This is a genomic window from Nocardioides bizhenqiangii, assembly GCF_034661235.1.
Lineage (GTDB): Bacteria > Actinomycetota > Actinomycetes > Propionibacteriales > Nocardioidaceae > Nocardioides > Nocardioides bizhenqiangii.
This window is the reverse complement of record NZ_CP141059.1, coordinates 2,145,668-2,159,435: the sequence shown is the minus strand read 5'-3', so window position 1 is coordinate 2,159,435 and position 13,768 is coordinate 2,145,668. Positions and strand designations below refer to the sequence as shown.

The following is a 13,768-nucleotide window of genomic DNA, read 5'->3' as shown; positions in this document are numbered from 1 at the left end:
GCTTCCTCATCCGGATACTTCCGACGCCGGGACCGCGGCCCGCTGCCGCGCTTCCCACTCGCGTCGCGCCTGCTTCAGGTCGGTCTTCCGTTGCTTGCGGGAGCGCTTGACCTCACGCTTCATCTCGAACCGGATCCGGTTGCGCACCTCGGGCGCGAGCGCGCGCCGCAGGCCGGCCGCGATGGAGGCGGTGCGGATCAGGCTCTCCCGCAGCATCGTGTCGACGAACTGCGGGCCCGGGACGGTCGGCATCAGCGCCAGCGGCCCGCCGCCGCGCCGCTCCCCGAGCGCCGTGATCCGGTACTCCCGGTCGTCGACGACGGTCACGCCGGACAGCTGCAGCGTCCGGCGGGCGTCCTCGAGCTGCCGGGCCTCGTCGAGCAGCCGGACCTGGAGGGCGTCGAGCTCGTCGCGGAGCTCGTCGACGTCGGCCGCGGCGCTGGCCAGGACCTCCTCGCCCCGGTCACGGGTGCGGCGCAACTCCCTGACCAGCCACCCGACCGTCACCACCAGTGCGATGAGCACGAGCACTGCGAAGACGGCCAACCAGCCAGGGACCACCAGCGCGCTCGTCATGGGACGAAAGCCTATCGGCCCCGAATCATGCGCCGGACCCGCTCCCAGCGTTGCTTGACCGCAGCTTCGGCGCCGAGCTCCGTCGGACGGTAGTACTCCGCGTCGACGACCACGTCCGGGGCGTACTGCTGCTCGGCGACGCCGAACGGCTCGTCATGGGAGTAGACGTACGACGTGCCGTGGCCCAGCTGCGACGCCCCCGGGTAGTGCGCGTCCCGCAGGTGCGGCGGCACCGCCCCGATCTTTCCCGCTCGGACGTCGGCGATCGCGGCGCCGATCGCGGTCGTGACCGCGTTGGACTTCGGCGCCACCGCCAGCGCGATCGTGGCGTGCGCGAGGGTGAGCTGGGCCTCCGGCATGCCGATCAGCTGCACGGTCTGCGCGGCGGCGACCGCCGTCGTCAGCGCGGTCGGATCGGCCAGGCCGACGTCCTCGCTGGCGAGGATCATCAGCCTGCGCGCGATGAACCGCGGGTCCTCCCCTGCCTCGAGCATCCGGGCCAGGTAGTGCAGAGCCGCGTCGGCGTCGGACCCGCGGACCGACTTGATGAACGCGCTGATGACGTCGTAGTGCTGGTCGCCGTCCCGGTCGTAGCGGACCGCGGCCTGGTCGGCTGCGCTCTCCGCCGTCTCGAGGGTGATCCGGTCGGACCCGGCCAGGCTCGCTGCTCCGGCAGCGGCCTCGAGGTAGGTCAGCGACCGACGGGCGTCGCCGCCGGCAAGGCGTACGACGTGGTCCCGGGCGTCCTCCTCGAGCACGAACCGGCCGCCGAGCCCCCGCTCGTCGGCCACGGCCCGGTCGATGACCTCCCCGATGTCGTCATCGGTGAGCGACTCGAGCCGGAGCAGGAGGCTGCGCGACAGGAGCGGGGAGATCACGCTGAACGACGGGTTCTCGGTGGTCGCCGCGACCAGCGTGACCCAGCGGTTCTCGACCCCCGGCAACAGGGCGTCCTGCTGCGCCTTGCTGAAACGGTGCACCTCGTCGACGAAGAGCACGGTCTCCCGGCCGGATCCGACCAGGATCGCGCGGGCGGCGTCGATCGCCGCCCGGACCTCCTTCACACCGGCGGAGACGGCGCTGACCTCGACGAACCGGCGGTTGGTCTGCCGGCTGAGGATCGACGCGATCGTCGTCTTGCCGGTGCCGGGTGGTCCCCACAGCAGCAGCGACATGGCCCGGTCGCCCTCGACCAGCTGTCGCAACGGCGAGCCACTGGCCCGCAGCTGCGGCTGGCCGACCAGCTCGTCGAGGTCGCGCGGCCGCATCCGCACCGCGAGCGGTGCGGCGGCGTGCCCCGCGTCGCTCAGCGCGCCGCCGGTCGACGCAGCGGCGCCGCTCGGTGCGTCGAACAGGCCCGGCTCACTCACGCAGCGAGCCTATGCGCGGCCGATCGACTTCGAATCCAGGTCGAACCAGGTGTCGGCGTAGCCGGGCTGCTCGACCAGGTCTGTTGCGGGGCTCGATCCCGGGTCGGGCTGACCTTCGGTGTCCACGCCGAGCAGCCTCGCGGTGATGGGCTCCCGCGGGTGCTCCCCCAGACGTCCGGGGAAGTGGCAGGCGACCTTGTGCCGCTTGCCGATCTGCAGCAGCGGCGGCTCGTGCCGTGCGCAGATCTCCTGGGCGATCGGACACCGCGTGCGGAACCGGCACCCCGAAGGGGGGTCGATCGGGCTCGGGACGTCCCCGGTGAGCATGATCCGCTCGCGCCGCTCGCCGGTCACCGCCTGCTTGATGTCGGGCACGGCCGACAGCAGCGCCTGGGTGTAGGGGTGGTGGGCGTTGCTGTAGATGCTGTCCCGGTCGCCGATCTCGACGATCTTGCCGAGATACATCACGGCGATCTCGGGGCAGAAGTGCCGGACCACGGCGAGGTCGTGCGCGATGAAGAGGAACGCGACACCGAACTCGTTCTGGATGTCCTGGAGCAGGTTGACCACCTGCGCCTGGATCGACACGTCCAGAGCGGACACGGGCTCGTCGGCGACGAGCAGGCTCGGGTTGAGGGTCAGCGCTCGGGCGATGCCGATCCGCTGGCGCTGGCCGCCCGAGAACTCGTTGGGGTAGCGGTTGTAGTGCTCGGGGCTGAGGCCGACGACCTCCAACAGCTCCTGGACTCTTGCCTTGATCTGGTCGCGCGGCAGGATGTTGTGCACCTGCATCGGTGCACCGACGATGGAGCCGACCGTCTGCCGCGGGTTCAGTGACGTGTAGGGGTCCTGGAAGATCATCTGGACGTTGCGCCGGTGCGGTTTGAGCTCGCGGTTGGAGAGCTGTGCCAGGTCGACGTCCTGGAACATCATCGAGCCGCCGGTCGGCTTGTACAGCCGGGTGATCAGCCGGCCGGTCGTCGACTTGCCGCAACCGGACTCGCCCACCAGGCCGAGGGAGCCGCCCTTCGGCACCTGGAACGAGATCCCGTCGACGGCTTGGACGTCGCCGATCCTGCGCCGGATCAGACCGGAGGACAGCACCGGGAAGTACATCCGGAGGTTCTCCACCGTCAGCACCGGCTCCGCGGTCGGGTCCAGCTTGGCCGCGGCGTGAGTCTGGCCAACGAGCTCGGAGAACGACACCACCTCGTTCTCCGGCTCCGTCACCTCAGGCGCGCGGTACTCCTCGATGTCTTCCGACCCGCGCTCGGGGCTCTTGTTCGACATCAACGCTCCTGGGCAAGGTCGGGAGCGATCTCCGGCAGGACCTCTGCCTCGTAGATCGCGTCGGGGTTCGACAGGTGGCAGCGCTTGAGATGGCTACCGCCTCGTCCACCGGGCAGCAGCTCCGGCAGCGTGGTCGCGCACAGGTCTCCCGGCACCTTGTCCCGGTGCGTGCACCGCGGGTGGAACGGGCAGCCGGCCGGCGGCGCCAGCAGGCTCGGCGGGTTGCCCGGGATCGGGATCATCCGCGCGTTGGTGTCGGAGGTGACGTCAGGGACGCTCGAGAGCAGACCCCAGGTGTACGGCATCTCCGGGTGCACCAGGAGGTCCTTGCACGGGCCGTACTCGACCGCGCGGCCGGAGTACATCACCAGCACGTCGTCGGCCATCTCCGCGATCACGCCCAGGTCGTGGGTGATGATGATGACGGCCGAGTTGAACTCTCGCTGCAGGTCCTGGAGCAGGTCGAGGATCTGCGCCTGGACGGTCACGTCGAGGGCTGTCGTCGGCTCGTCCGCGATGAGCAGGGACGGATCGTTGATCAGGCCCATCGCGATCATCGCCCGCTGACGCATACCGCCCGAGAACTGGTGGGGGAAGTCGTCGACCCGCCGGTCCGGCCTCGGGATGCCGACCCGGTCGAGCATCTCGATCGCCTTGCGTCGGGCGTCGCGCTTGCTCGCGTCCGGGTGGTGGACCATGTAGGACTCGGCCAGCTGAGCGCCGACGCGGTAGAACGGGTGCAGTGCCGCCAGCGCGTCCTGGAAGATCATCGCGATCTCGTTGCCGCGCAGCTTGCGGAGCTTCGACTCCGACATGCCGACGACCTCGGTGCCGCGGACCCGGATCGAGCCGGTGATCCGCGCCGTCCGCGAGTCATGGAGGCCCAGGACGGCCATGCTCGAGACCGACTTCCCGGAGCCGGACTCGCCGACGATGCCGAGCGTCTCGCCCTGCTCGACCTGGTAGCTGAGCTCCGTCACGGCGGAGACGACGCCGTCCTCGGTCGGGAACCGGACGGTCAGGTCCTCGACGACGAGAAGCGGTTCGTCCCCGGCGCGCTCTCCGGCCGTCGCGGGCGTGGTCATGGGATCGGTGGCGGTCATGACAGCCGCACCCGGGGGTCGAGGATGCTGTAGATGACGTCGACGACCAGGTTCGCGATGATCAGGATCGTGGCGCCGAACAGCGCAGTCGCCGCCACCACCGGCAGGTCACGCTGGTAGACGGCATTGAGCGCCCACCGTCCGATGCCTTCGATGTCGAAGATCTGCTCGGTGAAGATCGTGCCCGCCAGCAGTGTGCCGAAATCGATGGCGAAGATGGTGACGACAGGGACCAACGCGGAGCGCAGGCCGTGCCGGTAGACGACGGTCCTACTGGCCAGGCCCTTGGCCTTCGCCGTGCGGATGTAGTCCTCCCCCAGCACTTCCACCATCGAGCCGCGGGTGTACCTGGTGTACGCCGTACACCCGAAGATGCCGAGCGCCATCCACGCCAGGAACATGCCTGAGAACCACTTCGCTGGGTTCTCGGTGATCGGGAAGTACCCGGTCTCCGCCACGAGCGGGGCCTCCCAGGAGATCGTGAAGAAGAGCCAGATCAGGAGGGCGAACAGGTAGTAGGGGATGGAGCTGACCACCAGGAAGGTGGACACCAACGCCTTGTCGCCGACGGTCCCGCGTCTTCGGGCGGCAGCGACGCCGATGGGTATGCCGAGCAGCAGGTAGAGCGCGGCTCCGCCGATGGCGACCGAGAACGTCGCCGGCATCCGCTGCTTCATCTCCTCCCACACGGGGGCGTCGGTCAGGTAGGAACGACCGAGGCACGGGGCGGGACAAGGAAGCTCCCGGTTGCCGAACTTGATCTCACGGCCGACGGCGACGCCCTTCAGGAACTTGCCGTACTCCTCGTACCACGCGTTGTTGTAGCCGAGGTTCTCGGTGTAGAGGTCGATGCGGTCGCCGCAGCGGTTGCTCGTCTGCCGGTCGCAGACGACCTGCGCGGGCTCGCTGGGGCCGTACCAGAACACCAGGAAGATGGTCATCGAGACCAGGAACAGCACCACGATGCCTGACAGCAGGCGTTTGACGACGTACGCGAACAACTGGGCCCTCCATCTGCATCGAGTGCCGCCGACGGCGGAGCGAGCGGCGGTTCAGGCTGACCGGTGGGGGCTCCGGAGTCGGAGCCCCCACCGGCATCAGCCTCGGGTCAGCCCGAGCTGACCACAGAGTTGATCACTGTCCGGCCGCTCAGGGAGCGACGAACAGCTCCTTGTAGTTGGGTGCACCGAGTGCGCCGTCACCCGTCGGGTTCCCGATCTTCGCGCCGAAGGCGAAAAGGTCGTTGCGGAACGCGGTGGGGATGATCGGGTAGTACTCGGTTGCGATCCGCTCGTCGAGCTCACCCCACGCTGCCGGCTGGTCTTCGACCGGCAGGGTCGGGATCCTCTCGAACTCGGCGTCCATCTCCTCCTCGGAGAAGAACGCGGTGTTGTAGGTCGCACCCGTGCGCAGCAGCGACGGGAGCATGGTCAGACCGGACGGCCAGTCGGAGCACCAGTTGACGCCCCGGAGGTTGAGCTTCTTGTTGGTCTTGTTCTCCGGGTCGGTCCAGATCGTGTACAGCGAGGTCTCGATCGGAACCGGGTACTCGGTGACCGTGAAGCCCGACTCCTCCAGACCGCGCTTGAGCTGCTGCTGCGCGGCCTCTGTGGTCGGCGAGCCCGTGTTGTAGGCCATGTGGATGTCGTAGCCGTCCTCGAAGCCGGCCTCGGCCAGCAGCTCCTTGGCCTTGTCCGGGTCGAAGGTGATCTGCTCACCGTCGACCTGGTAGTCGGACTTGCCCACCATGCCCGGAGGCATGATCGAGTTCGCCGGCACCCGGGTCACACCCGGGACCTCACCAGAAGCCGTCCACGCGCTCTCGTAGTCGTAGGCGTAAGCGAGCGCCTTGCGGACGTTGATGTCGTCGATCTTGGTGTAGTCAGGCGCCCAGAAGCTGGTGCACTGAGCGGACTGCTGGACCAGACGGTCACCGAGCTCGTTGCGGAAGTTCTCGTAGTTCTCGGAGGTGATCGAGGCCGACATGGAGGTCTCGGACTCCGTGTTTCCGCTGAGCATCAGCTCGTCGGTCTGGGTCGGGTCAGCCGAGAACTTGAAGATCCACTTGTCGGCGTACTGGTGCCGGGCCGGGTCGGACTCGGGGATCCACTCCTCGTTCCTCACGAGCACCAGCTCTTCGCTGGGCCGGAAGGACTCGACCTTGTAGGGGCCGGTCGAGAGCGGCATGGTGCCGTAGGCCGGCGGGTCGGACGCCTTGCCGAGCGGAGCCGGGCCCATCGCCATGAACGCGCCCCAGTAGTCCATGTCGGGGAACGAGGTCGCCATCTTGATGGTGACCGTGCGCGCGTCCTCGTCGAAGGTGATGCCCTCGAACGACTCGGCAGCCTTCGGGTCGGAGTACGGGCCTTCGTACTCCTCGGCGCCCTCGAAGAAGTGCTTGGTGTACTCGGTGCCCGGCCCGCTCGGGAAGGTCTCGGAGTCGAACGATCGCTCGATGCCCCACGCCACTTCCTCGGCGGTGATCGTCTCACCGGTCTCCCAGGTCGCGTCGTCGCGAATCGTGAAAGTCCACTCGGTGAAGTCCTCGTTCGGCGTCCCGAGGTCGACCGCGAGGTCGGGGACCAGGATCATCTCGCCCGACTCGGCGTCGCGCCGGTACTGGGTGAGCGAGCGGTGCGTGAGCGCCTGCTGGATCGAGTTGCCGGTCACCGACCAGCCGTTGGTGGGGTCGAGGTCTTCCGGTCCCGCGTCGTCCGGGTGGTAGACCGTGATCGTGCCGCCCTCTTGGGCGCCTTCGACCTCCGGGGCTGGACCCTGAGCTGTGGGGTCCTTGTCGATGGTCTCGTCAGCGTCCTGGAAGCCGCCTTCGCCGCTTCCCTCGCCAGGTCCGTCGTCCCCACCGCACGCGGCGAGGCTGACGAGCATGGCGCCGGAGGCCAGTGCGGCAAGCGCCTTGGTCCGTCTCATGTTCCAGCCTTTCTTCTTGTTGTGCGCCTTCGATGACTGAAGGCGACATCTGTGTGTGGATCCGGTCAACGCCTCGTCTTGGGATCGAGTGCGTCGCGGATCGCGTCTCCGAGCAGGTTGAGCGCAAGCACGAGCAGCACCACGCCCAACATCGGTTCGAGCAGGTAGAGCGAGTAGTTCGACCAGTAGGGCACCGCTTTGGAGATCGTCTGACCCCACGACGGACTGCCGCTCACCCCGATGCCGAGGAACGCAAGTCCGGCCTCGGCGGCGACGAACGCCGGCAGTGCGAGCGAGACGCTGATGACGATCGGTGCCGTCAGGTTGGGCAGCAGCTCGCGGAGCATGATCCGTCTGGTCGGCATCCCGATCACGCGTGCAGCGAGGATGAACTCACGTTCTCGCAAGGACAGCACCTCGCCACGGATCAGACGCGCGACACCCATCCAGCCGAAGACCGCCAAGACGCCGATCAACGACACCTTCTGAGCGGTCGCGTAGCTGTCGCCGGTCGAGTAGCGCTCGATGATGATCGGGGCGATCGTCAGCGCTGCGAGAAGGAACGGGATCGTCAGGAAGAAGTCGATGACGAAGGAGATGACCTTGTCGACGGCGCCGCCGGCGAAACCGGCGATCAGACCCATGAGGATGCCGAAGACCGACGACAGCAGCGTCGCCGTACCCGCGATCAGGAGAGAGGTGCGGCAGCCCTCGAGCCAGTGCGCGAGGTTGTCGGCGCCGGTGCGCGGCGCGATGCCGAACGGGTGCTCGGGGTCGTAGCCGTAGAACGGCGGGCCGGTCTTCGGGTAGCCCACACCGGGATTCGCTGCGTTGCACTCGAGGACGTCACAGCTGCGCACGACATCGGTCGAGACCCCGAGCGCCGAGCTGATCCACGGAGCGAAGATGGCGATCAGGACGAAGAACAGCACCACCACCGCGCAGGCCATCGCGACCTTGTCCTTCGCGAGGCGACCGAATGCGATGCGTAGCGGCGAGCGGCCTTCGAAGTCCCTCTGGCGATCCGTCTGCTCGTCACTGAAGTGCTGCCTGCCCTCGGTGGTCTCCGCTACCTGCACTCCCGCGCTCGGGTCGGTCATGCTCACCTCGTCTGCCCGGATCAGGCTTCGCAACAGCCGCCGCGACCTTCGTCACGTGACGCGCCTCACGGCGCCGTGCCTGACCCTAGGCCGAACCGCGGCCTCGAATCGACGCCGACGCGGTAACGGTTTGATCTCGGAATGCGGCGGAAGGTGTCCGGTGAGTGACGGTCAGACCGAAAGGTCCTTTTCCGGGACGACGTCGACCCCGGCCTCCTTGCGCTGCTCCGGGGTGATCGCGGCGGGGGCCGCGGTGAGGGGATCGAACCCGCCGCCCGACTTCGGGAACGCGATGACCTCCCGGATCGAGTCGGTCCCGGACAGCAACGCGCAGATCCGGTCCCAGCCGAACGCGATGCCGCCGTGCGGCGGCGCGCCGTACTTGAACGCCTGGAGCAGGAAGCCGAACTTCTCCTCGGCCTCCTCCTCGCCGATGCCCATCAACGCGAAGACCCGCTTCTGGACGTCCTCGCGGTGGATACGGATGGAGCCGCCGCCGATCTCGTTGCCGTTGCAGACGATGTCGTAGGCCCAGGCGAGGGCGTTGCCCGGGTCCTGGTCGAAGCGCTCGAGGTCCTGCGGGCTGGTGAAGGCGTGGTGGACCGCGGTCCACTCGCCATGCCCGACGGCGACGTCGCCGGCAGCGGTCGCGTCGGACGCGGATTCGAGCAGCGGGGCGTCGACGACCCAGACGAAGCTCCAGGCGCTCTCGTCGACCAGGCCGCAGCGACGGCCGATCTCGAGCCGGGCCGCGCCGAGCAGCGCGCGGCTCGACCTGACCGGACCCGCGCCGAAGAAGACGCAGTCGCCCGGCTGGGCGCCGACGTGAGCGGCCAGCCCGGCCCGCTCCTCGTCGGACAGGTTCTTGGCTACCGGGCCGCCGAGCTCGCCGTCCTCCTGGAACAGCACGTAGGCGAGGCCGCGGGCGCCGCGCTGCTTGGCCCACTCCTGCCACGCGTCGAGCTGCTTGCGCGGCTGGCTGGCGCCGCCGGGCATGACGACGGCGCCGACATACGGCGCCTGGAACACCCGGAAGGGGGTGTCCGTGAAGTACTCGGTGCAGTCGACGAGCTCCTGGCCCATCCGCAGGTCGGGCTTGTCGGAGCCGTAACGGGCCATCGCGTCGGCGAAGGTCATTCGCGGAATCGGGAGTGGGATCTCGTAGCCGATCAGCTGCCACAGCGCCGCCAGGATCTCCTCGGAGAGGGTGAGCACGTCGTCCTGCTCGACGAAGCTCATCTCGACGTCGAGCTGGGTGAACTCGGGCTGGCGGTCGGCCCGGAAGTCCTCGTCGCGGTAGCAGCGGGCGATCTGGTAGTAGCGCTCCATGCCGGCGACCATGAGCAGCTGCTTGAAGAGCTGCGGGCTCTGCGGGAGGGCGTACCAGCTGCCCGGCTGGAGCCGGGCGGGCACGAGGAAGTCGCGGGCCCCCTCGGGGGTGCTGCGGGTCAGCGTGGGCGTCTCGATCTCGACGAAGTCGTGCGCGTCGAGGACCGCTCGGGCCGCCTGGTTGACCCTGCTGCGAAGCCGGAGCGCGGCGCCGGGCGCCGTCCGACGCAGGTCGAGGTAGCGGTGCTTGAGGCGCACCTCCTCCCCCACGTCGACGTGGTCGTCGATCTGGAACGGCAGCGTGGCCGCTTCGCTCAAGACCACGACCTCCGCGGCGACGACCTCGACCTCGCCGGTGTCGAGGTTGGGGTTGACGTTGTGAGGCTCGCGCGCCACGACCTCGCCGGTCACCTTCAGGCAGTACTCGTTGCGCAGCCGGTGGGCGACGTCGTCCTCGCGGACCACGACCTGGACCACACCGCTCGACTCGCGCAGGTCGAGGAACGTCACCCCGCCGTGATCGCGCCGGCTGGCCACCCAGCCGGCGAGGGTCACGGTCTGGCCGACGTGCTCGGCACGCAGGGTGCCGGCGTCGTGGGTGCGGATCACTGGTCTTGCTCCATTTCGTTGGTCGAGCCTGTCGAGACCCGGATGGTGGGACGGAGGTCCTCTGCAGGAGGCTTCCAGGAGTCCGGGTCGGCCGGCACCTGGTTTCCGCTGCGGATGTCCTTGACCTCGTGGGTGGTGACGCCGTCGGCGTCGGTGGTGGCGAACCACACGTAGGGGATGCCGCGGCGGTCGGCGTGCCGGATCTGCTTGCCGAACTTCGCGGCGGAGGGGGCGACCTCGCACGGGATGCCGCGGGCCCGCAGCACCGCTGCGATGTCGTCAGCCTCGGGCCGGGAGGCCTCGTCGGCGACGGAGACGAGCACGGCGCTCGGTACCGATCGGCTGCCGGAAAGGACCCCGTCCGCGACGAGCGGGACGAGCGCACGGGAGACGCCGAACGAGACCCCGACGCCGGGATAGGTCGCCCGGCCGTCGGTCGCGAGCGCGTCGTACCGCCCGCCGCCGCCGACGGACTTGAGCCGTTCGTAGCCCGCCATGAAGATCTCGACCACGGTGCCGGTGTAGTAGTCGAGTCCGCGGGCGATCCGCAGGTTCGCCTCGACCGTGACGCTCTGGTGGTCGACGGACGAGCAGCCCTCGACCACGGCCGCCAGCTCGGCGAGACCCTCGTCCAAGAGGTCGTCGGTGACGCCGAGCGCCCGCACCTTTGCGACGAACGACGTGTCGGGCACCCGGATCGTGGCGAGCTCGAGGCACCGCGCCGCCTGCTCGGGGGTCGCGCCGGCGTCGGAGACGAGCATCTCGGCGACGGCCTCCTCGGGCAGCTTGTCGAGCTTGTCGATGGTGCGGATCGCCGCGGTGACGTCGGGCACGCCGATGCCGCGGTAGAAGCCCTGGATCAGCTTGCGGTTGTTGAACTGGAAGCTGACCGGCGGGATCGGCAGCGCCTCGAGCGCGTCCACCATCACCCGCATCACCTCGACGTCGTGGTGGAACGGCAGCACGTCGCGACCGACGATGTCGACGTCGGCCTGGGTGAACTGGCGGTAGCGGCCCTCTTGCGGCCGCTCCCCCCGCCAGGCCGGCTGGATCTGGTAGCGGCGGAACGGGAACTCGAGATGGCCGGCGTGCTCGAGGACGTACCGCGCGAACGGCACGGTGAGGTCGAAGTGCAGGCCGAGCTGCTTGTCCGCGTCGGCGGCGGCGCTCTCGCCCTCGGCCTGGAGCCGGCGCAGGACGTAGATCTCCTTGTCGATCTCGCCGCCCTTGGCGAGCCTGTCCAACGGCTCCACGATCCGGGTCTCGATGCCGGCGAAGCCGTGCAGCTCGAACGTGTGGGCGAGCGAGGCGATCACCTCACGCTCGACGACGCGCTGGGCAGGCAGGAACTCAGGGAAGCCGCTGAGCGGCGTGACCTTCACTTACAGACCTCGGGTGATCGGTGCGGTCGGGCTCCCTGAGTGATCAGAGTCGTCCTGGAGCTCCAGCAGGAAGGGGTTGGTCGCGCGCTCGCGACCGATGGACGTCTGTCCGCCGTGACCGGGGAGGACCACGATGTCGTCGGGAAGCGTCAGCACCTTCGTGACGAGGCTGCGCAACATGGAGGGGTGGTCTCCGCCGGGCAGGTCGGTGCGGCCGATGGAGCCCTCGAACAGCAGGTCGCCGGAGAACATGACCTCGCTGACGTCCGCGCCGTCGTACGGCGTGCGGAAAATGACCGATCCTTCGGTGTGGCCGGGCGTGTGGTCGACGACGAACGTCAGACCGGCCAGCTCCAGATCGACGCCGTCCGCCAGCTCACGGACGTCCTCGGGCTCGGTGAACTCGAGCTTGCCGCCGGGCATGCCGAGCATCATCGCCGCCGACTCGCGGGAGATGCCGGCGAGCGGATCGGTCAGCCGGTAGCGGTCGGCCGGATGGATCCACGCCGTGGCGTCGTACGTCCCGGCAACGGGGGTGACGCTCCACATGTGGTCGATGTGGCCGTGGGTGAGCAGCACGGCGACCGGCTTGAGCCGGTGCTCGCGGATCACCTCGGCGACGCCCGACGCAGCGTCCTTCCCCGGGTCGACCACGACGCACTCCGCGCCCGCGGCGGTGGCCGCGACGTAGCAATTGGTGCCCCAAGGTCCTGCGGGGAAGCCGGCGATCAGCACCGACCCAGCCTATCGGCCGCGCCCGTCTCCCTTAGCATTGCCCATTGTGACTGCGAGCGAGTGGGGCCGCGTCGACGACGACGGCACTGTCTATGTCCGGACCGCTGACGGCGAGCGGCCGGTGGGACAGATGCCCGACGCCACGCCGGAGGAGGCGATGGCGTTCTACGTCCGTCGGTACGAGGCGCTCGCGCTCGAGGTCGACCTGCTCCACAAGCGCGTGAACTCCGGCGTCCTGTCGCCCGAGGAGGCCACGAACGCCGTCAAGACGGTGCGGGCTCAGCTCGCCGACGCGCATGCAGTCGGCGACCTCGCGGCCCTCGGGTCCCGGCTCGACGAGCTCGGTCCGGTCATCGCGACCCAGCGGGAGGCCAAGCGCGCGGAGAAGGCCCGGCGCACGACCGAGGCCAAGGAGCAGAAGGAGCAGCTCGCGGCCGAGGCGGAGGCCATCGCGAGCGGGCGGGACTGGAAGAACGGCGCCAACCGGCTGCGCGAGCTGCTCGAGCAGTGGAAGCAGCTCCCGCGGATCGAGAAGGCCGCCGACGACGCGCTCTGGAAGCGGTTCTCGTCGGCGCGATCGGCGTACACCAAGGCCCGCAAGGTCCACTTCGCCGAGCAGGACGAGAAGCGCGAAGCCGCCCGCGTCGTGAAGGAGCGGCTGGCCAAGGAGGCCGAGAGCCTCGCCGAGTCCACGGACTGGGGTCCGACGGCCGGCCGGTACCGCGACCTCATGCGCCAGTGGAAGGCGGCCGGCCCGGCGCCGAAGGGCGTGGACGACGAGCTGTGGAAGAGGTTCCGCGGCGCCCAGGACACCTTCTTCGGAGCCCGGGACGCGGCCAACGCCGCCCTCGACGCGGAGTTCGCGGCCAACGCCGAGGTCAAGGAACAGCTGATCGTCGAGGCCGAGGCGCTGCTCCCGGTCACCGACCTGGCGGCGGCGAAGGCCGCGTTCCGCGACATCGCCGACCGCTGGGACGCCGCCGGCAAGGTGCCCCGGGACCGGATCAAGGACCTCGAGGGCCGGATGCGCACCGTCGAGCAGGCCATCCGCAAGGTCGAGGACGAGCAGTGGAAGCGCAGCGACCCGGAGAAGTCCGCCCGCGCCAACGACATGGTCACCAAACTCGAGGCCGCCATCGCCGACGCCGAGGCCAAGCTCGCCAAGGCCCGCGCCGCCGGTGACGAGAAGAAGATCCGCGAGCTCGAGGAGAACCTCGAAGGCCGCCGTTCCTTCCTCGAGATGGCCAAGCGGGCCAGCGACGACTACAGATAGCCGCAACCCCGGGCGGCGGCGAGCGTAGCGAGCAATGCCGCGTAGCCGACCCGGCGGAAACTTCCCTCGAGCG

At 69.1% G+C, this 13,768-nt stretch carries 11 protein-coding genes; 1 reads left to right on the top strand and 10 read right to left on the bottom strand.

Annotation, left to right across the window (positions count from 1 at the left end; all coding sequences use genetic code 11):
• Positions 1-6: 6 nt before the first annotated feature.
• From SHK19_RS10385 to SHK19_RS10340, 10 genes are all read right to left on the bottom strand, one after another.
• Positions 7-576, bottom strand: a complete 570-nt coding sequence (locus SHK19_RS10385) for a hypothetical protein (protein WP_322938601.1) — start codon at positions 574-576, stop codon at positions 7-9.
• Between the two features lie 11 nt (positions 577-587).
• A complete protein-coding gene (locus SHK19_RS10380; protein ID WP_322938600.1) occupies positions 588-1,946 on the bottom strand; it encodes a replication-associated recombination protein A in 1,359 nt (452 codons plus the stop codon).
• Positions 1,947-1,955: 9 nt separating this feature from the next.
• A complete protein-coding gene (locus SHK19_RS10375; protein WP_405030494.1) occupies positions 1,956-3,062 on the bottom strand; it encodes an ABC transporter ATP-binding protein in 1,107 nt (368 codons plus the stop codon).
• Positions 3,063-3,235: 173 nt separating this feature from the next.
• Positions 3,236-4,339 (bottom strand): ABC transporter ATP-binding protein, encoded by a 1,104-nt coding sequence (locus SHK19_RS10370; protein ID WP_322457074.1) that lies wholly within the window; start codon positions 4,337-4,339, stop codon positions 3,236-3,238.
• Positions 4,336-5,340, bottom strand: coding sequence for an ABC transporter permease (locus SHK19_RS10365; protein WP_322457075.1), 1,005 nt, complete (start codon positions 5,338-5,340; stop codon positions 4,336-4,338). The genes SHK19_RS10370 and SHK19_RS10365 overlap by 4 nt, the downstream gene beginning before the upstream one ends.
• Positions 5,341-5,488: 148 nt before the next feature.
• Positions 5,489-7,267 (bottom strand): ABC transporter substrate-binding protein, encoded by a 1,779-nt coding sequence (locus SHK19_RS10360; protein WP_322457076.1) that lies wholly within the window; start codon positions 7,265-7,267, stop codon positions 5,489-5,491.
• Between the two features lie 65 nt (positions 7,268-7,332).
• Positions 7,333-8,367, bottom strand: a complete 1,035-nt coding sequence (locus SHK19_RS10355; protein WP_322938599.1) for an ABC transporter permease — start codon at positions 8,365-8,367, stop codon at positions 7,333-7,335.
• A 171-nt stretch (positions 8,368-8,538) separates the two neighbouring features.
• Entirely contained in the window at positions 8,539-10,305 is a 1,767-nt protein-coding gene (aspS, locus tag SHK19_RS10350) for an aspartate--tRNA ligase (RefSeq protein WP_322938598.1), read from the bottom strand.
• Positions 10,302-11,687, bottom strand: a complete 1,386-nt coding sequence (gene hisS, locus SHK19_RS10345; protein ID WP_322938597.1) for a histidine--tRNA ligase — start codon at positions 11,685-11,687, stop codon at positions 10,302-10,304. The genes aspS and hisS overlap by 4 nt, the downstream gene beginning before the upstream one ends.
• On the bottom strand, positions 11,688-12,422 hold the full coding sequence (locus tag SHK19_RS10340) for an MBL fold metallo-hydrolase (RefSeq protein ID WP_322938596.1): 735 nt from the start codon (positions 12,420-12,422) through the stop codon (positions 11,688-11,690).
• Between the two features lie 46 nt (positions 12,423-12,468).
• Here SHK19_RS10340 and SHK19_RS10335 point away from each other — a divergent pair, with 46 nt between their 5' ends.
• Positions 12,469-13,695, top strand: a complete 1,227-nt coding sequence (locus SHK19_RS10335; RefSeq protein WP_322457081.1) for a DUF349 domain-containing protein — start codon at positions 12,469-12,471, stop codon at positions 13,693-13,695.
• Positions 13,696-13,768: the final 73 nt, after the last annotated feature.